At 70.9% G+C, this 15,356-nt stretch carries 12 protein-coding genes and 1 pseudogene; 3 read left to right on the top strand and 10 right to left on the bottom strand.

Annotated elements, in window-relative coordinates; genetic code table 11:
- Positions 1 to 7: 7 nt before the first annotated feature.
- The 8 genes and pseudogenes from U5M74_RS01940 to U5M74_RS01905 all read right to left on the bottom strand — a co-directional run bounded on the left by U5M74_RS01940 (position 8) and on the right by U5M74_RS01905 (position 9,990).
- A complete protein-coding gene (locus tag U5M74_RS01940) occupies positions 8 to 1,006 on the bottom strand; it encodes a carbohydrate kinase family protein (protein WP_410905624.1) in 999 nt (332 codons plus the stop codon).
- 132 nt (positions 1,007 to 1,138) lie between these two features.
- A pseudogene (locus U5M74_RS01935) lies at positions 1,139 to 2,698 on the bottom strand (glycoside hydrolase family 32 protein).
- A 78-nt stretch (positions 2,699 to 2,776) separates the two neighbouring features.
- Complete coding sequence (locus U5M74_RS01930) at positions 2,777 to 4,234, bottom strand: glycoside hydrolase family 32 protein (RefSeq protein WP_410905622.1); 1,458 nt, start codon at positions 4,232 to 4,234, stop codon at positions 2,777 to 2,779.
- Positions 4,235 to 4,244: 10 nt separating this feature from the next.
- Positions 4,245 to 5,264, bottom strand: a complete 1,020-nt coding sequence (locus U5M74_RS01925; protein WP_410905620.1) for a LacI family DNA-binding transcriptional regulator — start codon at positions 5,262 to 5,264, stop codon at positions 4,245 to 4,247.
- Positions 5,261 to 6,172, bottom strand: coding sequence for a carbohydrate ABC transporter permease (locus U5M74_RS01920; RefSeq protein WP_410905618.1), 912 nt, complete (start codon positions 6,170 to 6,172; stop codon positions 5,261 to 5,263). The genes U5M74_RS01925 and U5M74_RS01920 overlap by 4 nt, the downstream gene beginning before the upstream one ends.
- Positions 6,169 to 7,050, bottom strand: coding sequence for a carbohydrate ABC transporter permease (locus U5M74_RS01915; RefSeq protein WP_410905782.1), 882 nt, complete (start codon positions 7,048 to 7,050; stop codon positions 6,169 to 6,171). Before U5M74_RS01915 ends, U5M74_RS01920 begins: the two co-directional genes overlap by 4 nt.
- Before the next feature lie 70 nt (positions 7,051 to 7,120).
- Complete coding sequence (locus U5M74_RS01910; RefSeq protein WP_410905616.1) at positions 7,121 to 8,458, bottom strand: ABC transporter substrate-binding protein; 1,338 nt, start codon at positions 8,456 to 8,458, stop codon at positions 7,121 to 7,123.
- 53 nt (positions 8,459 to 8,511) lie between these two features.
- Positions 8,512 to 9,990 carry a GH32 C-terminal domain-containing protein gene (locus U5M74_RS01905; RefSeq protein WP_410905614.1) on the bottom strand — a complete coding sequence of 493 codons (1,479 nt, stop codon included), beginning with the start codon at positions 9,988 to 9,990 and terminating at the stop codon, positions 8,512 to 8,514.
- A 409-nt stretch (positions 9,991 to 10,399) separates the two neighbouring features.
- Here U5M74_RS01905 and thrS point away from each other — a divergent pair, with 409 nt between their 5' ends.
- The gene (gene thrS / locus U5M74_RS01900; protein ID WP_410905612.1) at positions 10,400 to 11,671 is read left to right on the top strand and encodes a threonine--tRNA ligase; all 1,272 of its coding nucleotides are present in this window, start codon (positions 10,400 to 10,402) and stop codon (positions 11,669 to 11,671) included.
- Positions 11,672 to 12,348: 677 nt separating this feature from the next.
- Positions 12,349 to 12,828: a hypothetical protein gene (locus U5M74_RS01895; RefSeq protein ID WP_410905610.1), complete on the top strand. Its 480-nt coding sequence runs from the start codon at positions 12,349 to 12,351 to the stop codon at positions 12,826 to 12,828.
- Positions 12,829 to 12,913: 85 nt separating this feature from the next.
- Here the strand turns inward: U5M74_RS01895 and arr are convergent, their stop codons facing one another.
- Together arr and U5M74_RS01885 are read right to left on the bottom strand one after the other, a co-directional pair.
- Positions 12,914 to 13,324, bottom strand: coding sequence for an NAD(+)--rifampin ADP-ribosyltransferase (gene arr / locus U5M74_RS01890; protein ID WP_410905608.1), 411 nt, complete (start codon positions 13,322 to 13,324; stop codon positions 12,914 to 12,916).
- Between the two features lie 68 nt (positions 13,325 to 13,392).
- Positions 13,393 to 14,664, bottom strand: coding sequence for an MFS transporter (locus U5M74_RS01885; RefSeq protein WP_410905606.1), 1,272 nt, complete (start codon positions 14,662 to 14,664; stop codon positions 13,393 to 13,395).
- An 86-nt stretch (positions 14,665 to 14,750) separates the two neighbouring features.
- Between U5M74_RS01885 and U5M74_RS01880 the strand changes: the two genes are divergently transcribed.
- Complete coding sequence (locus U5M74_RS01880) at positions 14,751 to 15,284, top strand: CGNR zinc finger domain-containing protein (RefSeq protein ID WP_410905604.1); 534 nt, start codon at positions 14,751 to 14,753, stop codon at positions 15,282 to 15,284.
- Positions 15,285 to 15,356: the final 72 nt, after the last annotated feature.

The following is a 15,356-nucleotide window of genomic DNA, read 5'->3' as shown; positions in this document are numbered from 1 at the left end:
GATCCGCTCAGAGACGGGCTCTGATCGATGCCGCATAGGCGCGCCGACCGTCCGGCGCCAGCATCCCGACCGCATCGTCCAGCTCGGCGCGCGTCGCTGGGTCGGCGCCCGACCGCGACACGGTGATCGCGGCGGCGAGCGCGCATCGGTGGAGCAGTGGCCTCAGGCGGGCCTCGGTGAGCGAGGCCAGTGTGGTCCGCGCCTCGAGGCCATGTGCACCTTCGTCGAGGAGCCCGTCGAGGAGCGCGCCCATGAAGGTGTCCCCGGCCCCGACGGTGTCGACCACGTCGACCCCGACCGGGTCGACCGCGACGTCGACGTCGCGGGTGACGGCGACGGCGCCTGCCGCTCCCCGTGTCACGACGACGAGCGCCGGTCCTGAGGCCAGCCAGCGTCGCGCCACGGTCTCGACGTCCTCGCCCGGGTGGAGCCAGGCGATGTCCTCGTCGCTGGCCTTGACGACGTCCGCACGTTCGATGAGGGAGAGGGCCCGCCGCTTCGTCGCTCCAGGGTCGTCGACGAGGCTGGGACGGATGTTGGGGTCGTAGCTGACGAGTGCTCGGTCGCGGTGTCGGTCCACGAGGTGGGAGACGACGGTGGCGCCCGGCTCGAGGACCGCGGCGATCGAGCCGACGTGTAGCGCGTCGGCCACGCCGACGACCGCATCGTCGAGCTGCCACTGGATCGAGAACTCATAGCTGGCAGCACCGTCGGCGTCGAGGCGGGCGGTCGCGGTCGACGTGCGCGTGGCGGGGCGTCCCTGCAGCGTGACCCCGGAGGCCTCGAGCCACGCACGCACCGCGCGACCTCGCGCGTCGTCGCCCACGGAGGTCAGCAGTCGCGGGCGATGCCCGAGCCGGCCGAGCGTCAGCGCGACGTTCGCCGGGCTGCCGCCCGGGTTCTCGTCGATCGAGCCGTCGGCGCGGTGCACGACGTCGACGAGCGCCTCGCCGACCACGAGCACCTCCGGCTGCTCTGGAGCGTCCAGGGAGCGGGGGCTGGCCATGTGTCTTCCTCGAGTGGTGTGTTGGAGCGTGGATGGCGGATCGGTCACGGCGGTCCAGCCACCGGCCCGGCTCAGATGGGAGCAGCATCCGCGGCGGGGCTGGTCGTCTCCACCCCGCCGCGGATGCACGAGCTAGATCCGGTTGCCGAACTCGCGGAAGGTGACACCCCTGAAGTCCGCAGGTCCGCCGTCGGTGTAGAACGAGATGCCCGTGTCACCCTCGGCGAAGTGCACCTGCTGCGACAGGACGGTGTGCCCGGCGTTGACGAACACCTCGACGCTCTGCGTGTCGACGAAGATGCGCAGGTGCACCGAACGTGCGCCCGCGTCGATCGGTGCCGCCGCACGGGTGTACGGCACGAGCGAGAAGCCGCTGAGGTCGGAGGGAGCGCGGTCGACGTAGAGCTCGGCGCCGTACTTGCCGATGTTGGTGTGCCGGGCGCCGTCCGCCGAACGACCGACGGACACCCCGACGTTCGTCGCGGCATCCCACGAGATGTCGAGCTCGAGCTCATAGGCTCGCCCGCTCCACGGCAGCACGACGCTGCCGTCGACCGTCCGGTCGGGGATCGTCGTGGTGGCCGTGGCGTAGTGCGACAGCGCACCGACGGGGCTGCTCAAGAGGCTGTATCAGCCGCCCGGCTGGCGTTCGAGGCGCAGCTCGCGCGTGATCGAGCTCTGTCCGTTGTAGCCATCGGTCGCGTCGGTGGGAACGTCGCGGGCGGCGTACTTCCAGTTGTTCATCCACGCGACCGCATAGCGACGCGTGTCGGGGGCCTCGGCCTTCGGCCACGTGACGGCGGCGTACCAGTCCCAGCCCCAGTCGAGCCACTGAGGGTCGAGGTCGTCGGCGATGAACTGCTCGCCGTCCCAGCGTCCCGTCCAGTACGCGTAGGTCATGGGCAACCCGATGCCGTAGGCGTCCATGCTGGCGCCCAGCACCCAGTGGCGTGTTCCGTCGTCGGCGGTCATCTCGAACAGGTCGGGGCACTCGATCCCGCCGAGCGCGTGGTTCGGGTAGTCGAAGTTGCGCCGTAGCTGCCAGTCGCGCAGGTTCGGCGAGGTGTAGAAGGCGGCGTACCGCGCCCGGCCGATCACACAGACCCACTCGTTGCGGGCCGCGTCCCAGTGGATCTTGGGGTCGCGGAACCACTCCGCGTTCTCGATCTCGGCCGGTGTCGTGGCCGTGCGGCCGTCGGTGTTGAGGATCACAGGGTCGGGGAGCGCGGTGAAGGTGAAACCGCCGTCGGTGGACCAGTAGAGGTACTGCTCCTGGTACTTGCGGATCCCGTCGGTCGGTTGGGTCGCGAGTGCGACGACGGCGCCGGTCCCGAAACCGGCGGTGTCGGCGGTGTCGACCACCGCGGATCCCGACCAGACGGGGAAGTTCGGTTGTAACGGCAGTGCCGTGCCGTGATGCGTGAAGCTCACGGCATCGGTCGTGGTCGCGTGGTCCCAGCCGCCGGGGCCGTTGTTCTGGCTGGAGTGCAGGTAGTACAGCTGGTAGGCGCCGTCGGCGTAGACCGGCCGCTGCGGGTCGCACAGCCAGCCCGACGGCGGGGTCATGTGGTAGACCGCCCGCAGCGAGCCCTGGGCCCGCGCGGCAACCGGCATGGCGTCGGTCATGAGTAGTGCGAGGGTGCCTGCTCCTGCGCCTTGCAGGACGCTGCGGCGCGAGATGTGACGCGTCATGGTCGTTCCTCCAACTGGTCCGGGGCGCGTCGGTGCGCCCGGCAGGGGTTGATCGGCAGTCGTGGTGGGTGCGACGGATCACGCCGGTGCGCCGACGCCGGCGACCGCTTGGTGTGCCGGCTGCGGGACGTCGACGGCAGTGAGGGTGATCGACCCGCGGCACTCAGCGGCGAGCGAGGCGGTGACGGGGCCGGGGCCGAGGACCACGAGGTTCGACACGGTGGCCTCACCGGCGTTGACGAAGACTTCGAGCAGCGGTCCGTCCAGGCTCAGCAGCAGGCGAACCGGACCGCTTCCAGGAAGCGCGACGGTGCTGGCCGACGGGAAGTCAGGATGCACGGCTTCCGCGTCGGGCCCGCCACGGGTGACACGTAGGACGTTGGATGAGGGCTCGTGCTCAAGGGTGACGAGCGCCTCCGCGCTGCCGCGCAGCTGCAGCCGAACGGTGCCGACGGCCGCGGGGTCCCACCGCAGCTCGACGAGCGAGTGCCCGCTCAACGGGAAGCGGAACGGCTGCACGGCGCCGGGCACGCTGGCCGGCGTCGCTCGCGCAAGGGCGTCGCGGGCGAAGGCCGGTGGCTCCTGCACGAGGCGTGGCACGCCGCCGATCGTGCGAAGCGAGAGCCGCCGCGGAAGCGACATCGCCCCGCGCCATGGCGATGAGGGGACCGCGTCGGCGTAGCGCCAGTTGCTCATCCAGGCGAGCATGAGCGCCTCGGCGTCCGGTGCGCTGTCGAAGGTGACGCCCGCGTAGCAGTCCCGACCGTGGTCGAGCCGGGTCAGCTCGGGTGCGTCGGCGCTGAAGGTGGCCCCGTCGAAGTGCCCGACCACATAGCTCATCGCAGAGCCCTGCGGATCGGGGTCTTCGCCGACGGGGTTCGTGCTGAGCAGCAGCACCCACCGGCGCCTTTCCGGGTCACCGTCGAGGGTCAGCGGGACGAGGTCGGGGCACTCCCAGACCACGTCCTCGGGCCCGAGCGGACCGAAGGTGCTCAGGAACTTCCAGGTACGCAGGTCGTCCGACGAGTAGAACAGCACCTGCCGGTCGTCGGCCTCGACCGCGAGCAGGATCCAGCAGGAGCGGTCCTCGCGGTCGACGAAGCGGATCACCTTGGGGTCACGGAACGCGCTCGTCCCGCGGTCGAGCACCGGATTGTCCGGGTCGAGCTGCCAGGTGAAGCCGCCGTCGCGGCTCGTCGCCCGGGACTGCGCCTGGTGCCCGTCCGCGTAGGCGCTCGTGAAGTACGCAGTCAGCGGCTCGTCGCTGTCGGGCGGTGGCGCGACGACGGAGCCCGAGAAGATCTGCTCGCCGGGGCGGTGCGGCAGCGCCACCGGGTGTTCCGTCCAGTGCTGCAGGTCGGTGCTGGTCGCGTGGCCCCAGCTCATGTTGCCCCAGTCGGGGCCCTCGGGGTTGTGCTGGAAGTACATGTGCCACAGCCCGCGGTGGTAGACCAGTCCGTTGGGGTCGTTGATCCAGTTGCGCTGGGCTGTGAAGTGGAATGCCGGTCGCGGCATGGGGGCGTCCGTGGTGTGCACGTCTGCTTCCTCAGACCGACAGCCGCTGGACGGGCGGGCAGGCGACGCGCTGCGGGCGCGTGTCGGGGGGTGCCTCGAGACCGAGGAGGATTCGCACGCCGGCTGCGCCCAGCTCGTAGTGAGGGAGCGCCACGGTGGACAGCGGCGGGCGCAGGTGCGCGGCGATCACGTCCTGGTTGTCGAACCCCATGACGGCGACGTCGTCGGGGATGCGCAGCCCCTGCTCACGCAGCCCGTCGTAGAGGCCCATCGCCACACGGTCGTTGTGGCAGAACACGGCCGTCGCGCCCGACCCGATGATGCTGGGGGCGGTGGTGTACCCGCCTTCCTGCTCCGGTGCCGCAGGGAACACCAGCGACTCGTCGAACGCGACGCCCGCCGCCTCGAGCGCGGCGCGGTACCCGGCGAGTCGCCCGCTCTGTGCCGGCGACGGCGTCGTCGTGTTGATGAACGCGATCCGCCGATGCCCGGCGGCGAGGAGCTCCTCGGTCGCCGTGCGTCCGCCCTGCTCCTCGTCGGGCACGACCGCGGGCAGTCCGCTGCCGTCGGCGAAGCAGTCGACGAGCACCGTGTCGGTCTGGTGCAGCGCCTCGGGCACGACGATCTCACGGTGGTACCACGTCGAGTAGAGGATGCCGTGCACCTGGTGCTCGAGCATCATGGCGATGGCGTCGTTCTCCGCCGCGGCGTTGCCGTCGGTGTTGGCGACCAGCAGCACGTACCCGTGCTTCCACGCCTCGTCCTGTGCACCGTGGATGATCTGACCGGCGAAGGGGGTCGTGGCGATGGCGTCGGCCACGAGGCCGATGAAGCGCGAGGACCCCTGCGAGAGGGTCTTGGCGAGCGCGTTGGGCCGGTAGCCGAGCTCGGCGACCGCCTCCTGCACCCGGCGCCTGGCGTCGTCGCCGATGCGGGCACCTGGCTTGTCGTTCACGACGTGCGACACCGTCGCCACCGACACCCCGGCGGCCTTGGCGACATCACGCATCGTGACCGTCGCGCCGTGCTTGCTGTGCTCTGCGGCGCTCATCCCTTGGTCGCTCCGCTCTCGAGTCCGTAGATCATCGCCTTGTTCAGCACGAGGAACACCAGCAGCAGCGGGGTCACCGTGACGCAGACGGCCGCGAACGTCGCCGTCCAGTCGGTGTTGCCCATCGCGCCGATGTAGTTCTGCAGGCCCAGCGGGATCGTCTTGAGACCGTCGGACAGCACGAAGGTGTTCGCGAAGATGAAGTCGTTCCAGATGAAGATGCTGTTGACGAGCACGACCGTGATGATCGTGTTCGCGGACAACGGGAACGTGATCCCGGCGAAGATCCGGTACGGGCCCGCGCCGTCGAGCGAGGCCGCCTCGTACATCTCCCGCGGGATGTACTCGTAGAACGACGAGAACAGGTAGACCGCCATCGGCAGCGAGAACGCGGCCAGGGGGATGATGATCGACAGGTGCGTGTCGAGGAGTCCGACTCGCGAGTAGTCGATGAACAGCGGCACCAGGGCGATCTGCACGGGAACGATGATCCCGAGCAGGAACAGTGCGCGCACCGCCCCGCTGAAGCGGAAGCCGAGCACCTGCAGCGCGTAGGCGGCCATCATGCCCGCCGCGACGATGAGCGCGCTCGCCCCCAGCGTCACGACGAGGCTGTTGAGGATGTTGAGCCCGAGGTTGCCGGTGGCGAACGCCCGCGCGTAGTTGTCGAGCGTGTACTCGGTCGGCAGGGCGAACGGGTTGCCGCCGGCGAAGTCCGTGGCCGTGCGGAAGCTGGTCAGGAAGAGCCACAGCAGGGGGTAGACCTGCACGACGACGATGAGCAGGATCGTGGCGGTCAGCAGCGTGCGGTGCGCCCGAAGCCTCGGCGCACGCCTGCGGGCACGGTGGGGGGCCGGTGCCGCGGGCTGAGCACGTCTGCTGGGCGCGGAGAGGACTGGGGTGGTCACGAGTCGTCCCTTCGACGAAGCAGCAGGAAGATCAGGCCGACGGCGATGAGGCACTCGATGACGATGAAGACGGAGATGGCGCTGGCGTAGCCGTAGTCGGCGTGCACGAACGCCGTCTTGTACATGTAGGTCGTCAGCAGCTCTGAGGACTGGCCGGGGCCGCCGTTGGTGAGCAGGTAGGGGATGTCGAACCCGCGCAGGGCGAAGGTCGTCGCCATGACCGTGGTCGTGATCCAGACCGGTCGGATGTAGGGGAACCGGATCCGCCAGAAGACCTGCCACCACGAGGCGCCGTCCAGACGCGCGGCCTCCTCGAGCTCGCGAGGCACGGCGATGAGCGCGGCGTAGACGATCAGCATGTACAGCCCGGTGAACCGCCAGCCCTCGGGGATCGACACCGCGGCCAGCACCGTCTGGACGTTCGAGAGCCAGGCCGTCTGCGCCTCCTCCAGCCCGGCCCAGGCCAGGAGCTGGTTGAGCAGGCCGACGGGCTCCAGCGAGTAGACCCGCTGGAAAAGGAAGGCGATCGCGACGGTCGAGATGACCGCCGGCAGCAGGTAGAGCGTCTTGACGAGCTCGCGAGCCTCGGGCAGTGCGGTGAGCAGGCTGGCGACGACGAGGGCTCCGCCGAGCTGCAGCACGAGGCAGATCACCAGGTACCCGAGCGCGTTGCGGAAGGCGGTCCAGAAGACGTCGTCGCGCGTGAGCATCTTGACGTAGTTGTCCACGCCGACGAACGTCATGTCGGTGATGCCGTCCCAGCTGAACAGGCTGAGGAACAGCGACTGCACGATCGGCAGCAGCACCGCGACTCCGTACAGCAGGAGCGGCGGGACCAGGAACACCGCGACCGCGAGCGGCGATCGACGCGGCAGCATCGACGTCGGCAGCGGCTTGCGGGGCCGGGGCGGGCGCGATCGCGCCACGCCCACCCCGGCCTGTGCGAGCTCAGCCATCGCTGTTCTCCGCGAGGGTGGCGTCCATGGTCGTGATGAACTCGTCCGGCGTGATGTCGCCCTGGACCAGGAGCGTCAGCTCCTGCTGCAGGCGCGTGTTCGTCGCCGGGTCGAGCTGCGTGTCCCAAGGCATCGCGATCGCCGTGCCCACCTCGTCGGCCTGGGCGACGGCGCGGGAGTAGAGCTCGGTCGCGTCGGCCGGGATCGCGGTCTCGGCGGTCGTGGTCGGCGACAGCGCGCCGGTCGCGGCGTAGACCTCCGGGTACCGCTCGAGCGCGAAGGCGAGGAAGTCGCGCACGAGCGGGTCGTACGTCTTCGCGTTGACGGCCATGCCGATGCCGGACGGCGTGACGTACTCGTTGTCCGCCGTGACCGCACCCTCGGTGGTCGGGAGGGTGAAGTAGTCGATCTTGTCGCGTACGGCCGGGTCGAGCGACTCCGTGGCGAGGTTGCTCAGCTCCCAGGTGCCGATGTTGTAGACGGCCGCCTTGCCGGAGGTGAACAGTGCCTGCGCGTCCGCGTAGCCCGTCGAGGAGAAGCCCTCCTGGAAGCAGCCGGCCTGGCCGAGGTCGTACAGCCACTCGGCCGCCGCGCGGCCGGCGGGGTCGGCGAACGACGCGTCGCCGTTCTTCAGGTCCCGGACGTAGTCCGGGCCGGCCATGCGGAACGGGTAGTACGCCATGTATCGCTCCAGGGGCCACTGGTCCTGGCCGTCGAGAGCGATCGGCGTGATCCCCGCGGCGCGGAGGCCCTCGCACATCCGCGGGAAGTCGTCGAGGGTTGCCGGGACCTCGACCCCGGCCTGCTCGAGCAGCTCGGAGTTGTACCAGAAGAACTCCAGCTGGAACTCGAACGGCACCATGTAGAGCGATCCGTCGTCGAAGCGCTGGTAGGCGAGCGCGGCGTCACGGTAGTCGTCGGCCAGGCCCAGGTCGTCGAGCAGTGCGTCGACGTCGACCATGCGTCCTTGCTGCGCCAGCTTCTGTGCGAACGGGGTCGCGTCGGTGTCGAACAGCTCCGGCAGCTTGTTGGCCGCCGCGAGCGTCTCGTACTTCTGCACGTACGAGGGGCGGTCGGGGGTGGTGATGAGGTTGAGCGCGAAGCCCGGGTGCTCCTCGGCGTACTCCTGGGCGATCTGCTGCATCGCCGTGATCACGCCGCCGTCCGCCGGGCGCGAGAGCAGCCAGGAGATCTCCCGGGCGACGACCTCGCCGTCGGGGTCGACATCGGTCGGGTCAGCTGCGCCGGCGCCGCCCGCGCAGCTCGAGAGGGCGAGCGCGGCGGTCGTGACTGCAGCGAGGAGCGCACCTTTGCGCGTGGTGGAAGGCATCGTCGATCTCCATTGATTGGTCGGATGTGAGCGGTCGAGATCTGTGGAGCGGGCTACGTCGTCGCTGCGGCGAGAACGTCGTCCGTCACGAGGGCAGAGCTGGCATACGAGTCGGTACGCGTGAAGACGGTGAGCTCCTCGACGGTGACGGTGCCTTCGCCGACGAACGCGCCGATGCGGCCGCTGGGACGGTCGTAGAGCCGCGTGCTCAGCACGGTGGAGTTGTCCACGGAGGCCACGCAGATGTCGCCGTCGACGATGACCTCGAGCTCGTGGATGCCCGGCTGCAGCGTGCAGGGCCGCTCGAGCTCGACGACGAAGGGCACGTCGCCGGAGATCTGCCACTGCTCGGCACCCGTCGCCCGGCGCGGCCACCGGTCGAACACCAGTCGCCCGCGCTTCGGCTCGAGACGCAGCACGTAGGCCTCGTCTCCGTCGGCGCTCGCGCGCAGCAGCACGCCGCACTCGCCGGTGCCCTCCGTGACGTCGAACCGGGCGACCATCCGGAACGCGCCAGGGGCCTCCGCGGGTGCGACCGTGCACGTGTAGCCGTCCGGGGCGCGAAGGACCGTGCCGGGGGCGACCCCGTCAACCGGCTCGGCGAAGGCCTGGCGCAGCTCCTCGGTGGGATGGAACGCCAAGGTGCCGTCGTGTCGCTGCTCGGCCTCGAGCACCGACATGGTGCCCGCCCACTCCCATGCGCCATCGTCGCGGGCGCCTTCGCGAGACGCGATCCAGCCGAAGAAGAACCGGCGACCATCGCGCGCTGCCGACTTGGCGGCGTAGTACGCGCGCCCGTCCAGCGTGTCGTGCTCAGGTGCGATCCACGGACCCTCGAGGCTGCGTGCCATCCGGTAGCGCGTGGTGAAGGCGTCGCTGAACTCGGAGTAGACCAGGTACCACCACTCGCCCCACTGGAACACCTCCGGGCACTCGTGCGCGATGTACCGCCGCGGGTCCCAGAACGACGGCGCCGGCTGCCAGCTCGCGAGGTCGCGCGAGGTGCACTGCGCGATCACGCCGCGCCGCCGCGCGGGACCGTGCGCGTGCCGGGCGGTGATGAGCATGCGCCACACCTGCGAGTCCTCGTCCCAGAAGACGAAGGGGTCGCGCCAGTCCCCGGTCTCATAGCCCGGGCTTGCTCCGAACGTGTCGTCAGGGTGGCGCTGCCAGGACCGCATGCCGTCGGAGCTCGAGGCGTGCATCACCACCTGCAGCGGCCGCCCGTCCTCCCCGCAGACGTCCGGGTTCTGACCGGTGTAGAAGGCGTGGTGGATGCCTTCGCCGTCGAGCACGATGCTCCCGGTGTAGACGTTGAAGTCCGCCGCCGCGGGGCCACCCGACGCCAGTGCCGATCCGGTCTCGTGGAAGTCGACCAGGTTGTCGGTGATGACCCGGTGCCACGGCATGCCGTCCCTCGGCGTTCGGCGGGACTCGTACAGGTAGAAGAGGTGGAAGGCACCGCCCTCCTGCCAGGGGATGACGTCCCCGACCCAAGCGCCGCTCGGCTGGTAGAACCCACGCTGGTTCATGAGCACCCATCGTTGTGGTTAATCGGTTGAGCAGCACCGTAGTGAGACCCCGGGTCGGTGGTCAAGCGGTTAAGCAGGTCCGTTTCCGATGCGGTCCAGGAGGAAGGGCTACCCGTTGCTCGGCTCACAGGGCGCACCGGCCCACGCCGCCCGCTCACGACGTCGGTCGCGAGGCCGGCCAGTCGGAGCGTCCGGATTCCCCTTGCCGCATCGGTCGGACCGGGCACAATGACGGTATGGCAGCAGTCGCGCAGCGCACGACGACGCCGGACCGTCCCGGCGCCGTCGACCTGCGTGCGCGCTGACCAGCGCACCACTTGACCAGAAGGCCCCGGGAGAACCCGGGGCCTTCGTCGTTCCTGGACGGCCGGGGCACCGAGCGCTCCCGCCGATCGTGAAGGAGCGTCCCATGTCCCACCAGCCCGCCGCGCGGCCTCAGTCCCATGTCTCCCTGCCGGCCGACGACCATCGCCGCCTCGGCCGTGAGCTCGACCTGTTCGCGTCTGACCCGCTCCTACCGGCGGGCATGCCCATCCTGCTGCCTCGCGGCGCCGTGGTCCGCGGAGAGCTGGAGCGGTACATCGTCGACGCCGAACGGGCCGCGGGGTACCAGCACGTGTACTCCCCGCCGCTGGGCCGCCGCCAGATGTACGAGATTTCCGGCCACTGGGACCACTACGCCGACGCGATGTTCCCACCGATCGACGACGGGGCCGGCCAGATCGTCCTGCGTCCCATGAACTGCCCTCACCACATCGTCGCCTTCCGCTCCCGGCCGCGGTCCTGGCGGCAGATGCCGGTGCGGATCGCCGAGCTGGGAGCGATGTTCCGCAACGAGCCGTCCGGGTCGTTGTCCGGCCTGTCCCGCGTGCGGGCGATGGTCCTCAACGACGCCCATCACTTCGCCGACCCTCGGTCCTCGGCCGACGAGGTGGCCCTGGTGTTGTCGATGATCGAGGACGCCTACCGCGTGCTGGGCCTGTCCGGGCACCACTACCGGCTGTCCCTGCGCGGCGAGGGGTCGAAGTTCCTCGCCGACGACGCGTTGTGGGAGCGGTCGGAGGCCGCGCTGGCCGGCGCGCTGGACGACCTCGGCGTTCCCTATGACCGCGCCCACGGGGAGGCGGCGTTCTACGGTCCGAAGATCGACGTGCAGGTGCCCGGGCGCGGCGGGCGGGAGGAGTCGTTCTCCTCCGTCCAGCTCGACTTCCACCTGCCATCCCGCTACGGGCTGTCGTACGCCGGGCCGGACGGTCCGCGCCGGCCGGTCATGCTGCACCGGTCGGTACTCTCGAGCATGGAGCGATGCCTGTCGTTCCTCCTCGAGCAGCACGCCGGCAACCTGCCGCTGTGGCTCGCACCGGTGCAGCTCGTCGTGATGCCGGTCGACCCCGCCTCCGGCGACCAGGCGCGGGCCGCCGCGGAGGTCGCCCAGGCGGCACGGGCCGCCGGCCTGCGCGTCGATCTCGACGACGCACGCGAGCCTCTCGGCGTCCGAGTCAGCCGGGCCCGCCGGGCGCGCGCGCCGTACCGGGTCGTCGTGGGCGAGCGGGAGGCCGCGGCCGGCCACGTGGCCGTCAACGTGCGCGACGGTCGCCGCCTCGACCCGATGCCTGCCCAGGAGCTCCTCGTGGCCGCCGCACGCCTGTCCGCCGCCCGCTCCCTCAGCCTCTGGCCCTGACCGGCAGCCGGCCGCAGTCGGAGACGCCGGCGACCGTCGGCAGCCAGCAGCCCTGCAACATCGGTGCGTAGCCGAGTGGATGCTCGCGCGCCCAGTGCCCGACGGTTGCCCCCGCTGCACGGTTCAGTCCACTGGTCTCGCCGCAGCCCCCACGGCGCTGGAGGCACGAGCGTCGCTGCAGCGCGGCAAGCTCGAACGACAAGTGCCGCTGGCGTGAGGCCGTGGAAGGGGTCTGTGAGCCGTGGCACCGACCGATGGAGGCCCCGGTCGTGACGACGATCCGCAATTTGGCGGCGCGAGATCGGGTCGGAGGGGCGCCACGCTGACGACCGCGCACGAAGAGCCGCAACGAATCGAGGCGGCCGGCATCTTGTCGACGTCGCGGACGGTGTCGGGCAGCTCCGTATGGGTCGAGCCTCGTTGCGGACCAACTCCTACGTCGTTCGGTCCTAGCACGGCTGGGCGCCCGTCGACACGGCGGTATCCGGGCAGGAGCCGATCGGCCGTGCGACTGCTGCCGAGCTCACGGGAGCCAAGGCCCGACGCCTTCCGCCCGGCGTGTCGAGCGTCAGCTCGAGGACGTCTGGGCACGAGCGCCTCTGGACGGTGCATGCGCTCGAGACTGAGGGCGGTCCGTCAGCCGTGACAGGGGCGTCGTCGGCGACGATGCTTGGGCGATGACTCGCAGGACTCTGGCGCTCGTCGGCGTGCTGGTCGTCGCCGCGTCGTCGACGGCGTCGGCGTGTGCGCCGACGCAGGCCGTCGCATGCGCCGGCTGGGTCGATCTCGAGACGCCGGCCGACGCCGCGGCGGATGCTGATGCTGTCGTGATCGGGACGATCACCGGGCAAGGCGACGACGTGACGGTCATGGGCGGTGACGCTCACACGTGGACGGTCGAGGTGGCTGCCTGGGTCGGCGGTCACGGCGACTCGCCGATCGTCGTGAGCCCGATGCCCGATCACTGTGCCGGCGAGGACCCTCCATATCCGGGCGGTGACCCGCTCCGACCGTTCGCCGACGACGGGACGCCGGTGATGCTCTTCCTGCGCGAAGGCGATGCCTACGACCTCGGGGCGACTGCATACACGACGCTCACGCCGTACCAGGGCGTGATTCCGGCGCCTGCCGACGGCCGCATTCCTGCGGAGTGGTGACGCTCCGGCGCGAGGTATGAAGGATCTCGACCTAGTCGCCGGCACGTGAGCGCCGCTGTTCCTCCGGATGGATCGGTCAGGGTCGTCAGTTGATGATCTTGCCGCGCTCATGGGACAGCAGCGCCGCCAGGCGCGTGCGCCAGGCGACCAGCGCCTCGGCGCTCAGCCGCGGCCAGTCGGGGACCTCGCGGACGACCCGGAGCGGCTCGCTGCTGCGGTACGACCGGGTGGGGTTGCCGGGAAACTTCTTGTCGGTGACGTTGGGGTCGTTCTCGAACGGCCCTGTCGGCTCGACCTCGTAGACCCGGGGCGGGGCGTCGCCTGCCGCCAGCTCGGCTGCGAGGCCGGCGCCGTCGACGAGGGCGGTGAAGTACACGTGGTTCATGGTGATCTCGGGTCGGTAGTTCGACCGAAAGCCAGCGGTCAGCAGGTCACCCGCCCGAAGATCCGCTCTGGTGCCGTGGAAGAAGGGCCCATCGTCCAACGCCTGGCTCACGGGCTCAGGTTAGGCCTGTGGTCACCGCCGGCTACAGGTGCCCGCTCGGGCGCTCGGGCGACCGACCGTCACCGGCTGGACGTAGCGGCTCGCGAGCGTCCGAGCGCCAGCACAGGGAGGAGGGCGAGGGCGAGGGCGGCGCCGGCCAGGGCGAGGCCCTGGTATGTGGCGGCGGACATGACCATGCCGGAGAGTCCGCCGCCGCCAGCGGCGGCGAGCGCGATCGAGACGTCGACGCTCCCTTGTACCTGGGCGCGCGTGTCGGGGGTGGTGGCGTCGACGATCATCGCGGTCCCGGCGATGATGCCGAAGTTCCAGCCGAGGCCCAGGAGCGCGAGCGCGATCAGCGACGCAGCGACGGAGCTGCCCAGGGTGGCCGCGGCGACACCGGCGAGCAGCAGCGCGGCGCCGGAGGCGACAGCCATGGGCCTGCGGCCGATCCGGTCGACGAGGGCGCCGGTCAGGAGCGAGGGGAGGTACATCGCGGCGATGTGCACGCCGATGACCATCCCCACCGCCCCGAGCCCGTGGTGATGCATCCGCATGTGCACCGGGGTCATCGTCATGATCGCGGTCATGATGATCTGGGCGACCACCATCACGGTCGCCCCGAGCAGGACGCCTCGAGGGAACCGGCGAGGCCGGGCGTCCGCCGACGCCGCGGCCGGGCCGGCCTCGTCGCGCAGGCGCTCGGCCAGCAGGAGCGGGTCCGGGCGCAGCAGGAGGGTCAGCGTCAGGCCGGCGGCCAGGTAGGCGGCCGCGGCGAGGATGAAGGGGCCGGCCAGCGCGGGCACGCCCCAGCTCTCGGCGATCTCGCCCATGGGCGTGACCAGGTTCGGCCCGACGACGGCACCGAGGGTGGTGGAGACCATCGCGACGCTGGCCGCGGTGGCGCGCCGGTTCGGCAGCGCCAGGTCGGTCCCGGCGTAACGCGCTTGGAGGTTGGTCGCGGTTCCGGCGCCGTAGACGAACAGCGCGCAGAACAGCAGCACGGGCGAGTCGTGGCGAGCGGCGAGCACGACGCCGACGGCGCCGATGCCGCCCGCGGCGAACCCGCCGCCGAGCCCGGGTCGTCGCCCGTGCCGCTGGCTGACCCGCCCGACGAGGAAGGCCGTGAGGGCCGACCCGAGCGTCAGGACCGCGGCAGGCAGCCCGGCGAGGGCGTCGCTGCCGAGCATCTGCCGGGCCAGCAGCGCCCCGACCGTCACGCCGGCGGCGAGGCCAGCGCCGCCCAGCACCTGCGTGGCGACGACCGCGAGCATCGTGCGCCGCTGCACCGACGCCCGCAGTCGTTCGCGAGCCTCGGCGTCCGCCGGGATGGGATCGTGCAGCGCGGTCATGCTTGCCTCTCGTCTCGTCGCTCCGGTCGGCCGGAGGCGCAGGGCAAGCGTGGTGTCATAGGTCAGTGCCGTTCAACCATGACAACATGATCGGCGTCCGCCTGGCCGAGGATCTCGTGAACCTCCAGGCCACCGGGCCGTGGGAGGCGGGAGCCGTGACCGAGGCGCTGCGGCGCACGCCGATCAGGTTCGACCGGCTCGACGACGCGACGCTGGGCGACCTGCACGCCTGGGCCCGGCGCCTGCGCGGCGTGTTCGCCGCGGACGACGTCGAGCAGCGCGCGCAGCGCATCAACGCGCTGCTGGCCCACGGCGTGCAGCTCGTGCAGCTGGCCACGCACGACGGGCTGCCGCCACACCTGCACTTCGCCGGCCAGGAGTCCAGCCTGGTCCAGCGGGTCAGAGCGATGACCGCCGGCGGGATCGCCATCTTCGCGGTCGAGGCCGAGGCGGGGCGCATGGGCGTCTGCGCGCGCCCAGGCTGCCTGCGCGTCTTCGCCGACACGAGCAAGAACGGCCGCCGCGCGTACTGCTCGGCCACCTGCGGCAACAGCCACGCCGTGCAGCGCTACCGCGAGAGGCAGGCGTACCGCGCAAGCAGGAGCGCGCCCCACTCCTGAGGCGCCCGTCGTCGCGGCGAGCGCGATCGCTGCGGTGACCGCGCGAGCCATGCGTGGTCAGCAGCTGACTCG

Origin of the sequence: Puerhibacterium sp. TATVAM-FAB25 (assembly GCF_046535855.1) — a bacterium.
Classification (GTDB): Bacteria; Actinomycetota; Actinomycetes; order Actinomycetales; family Cellulomonadaceae; genus Puerhibacterium; species Puerhibacterium variabilis_A.
This window is presented reverse-complemented; position numbering and strand designations above follow the sequence as displayed.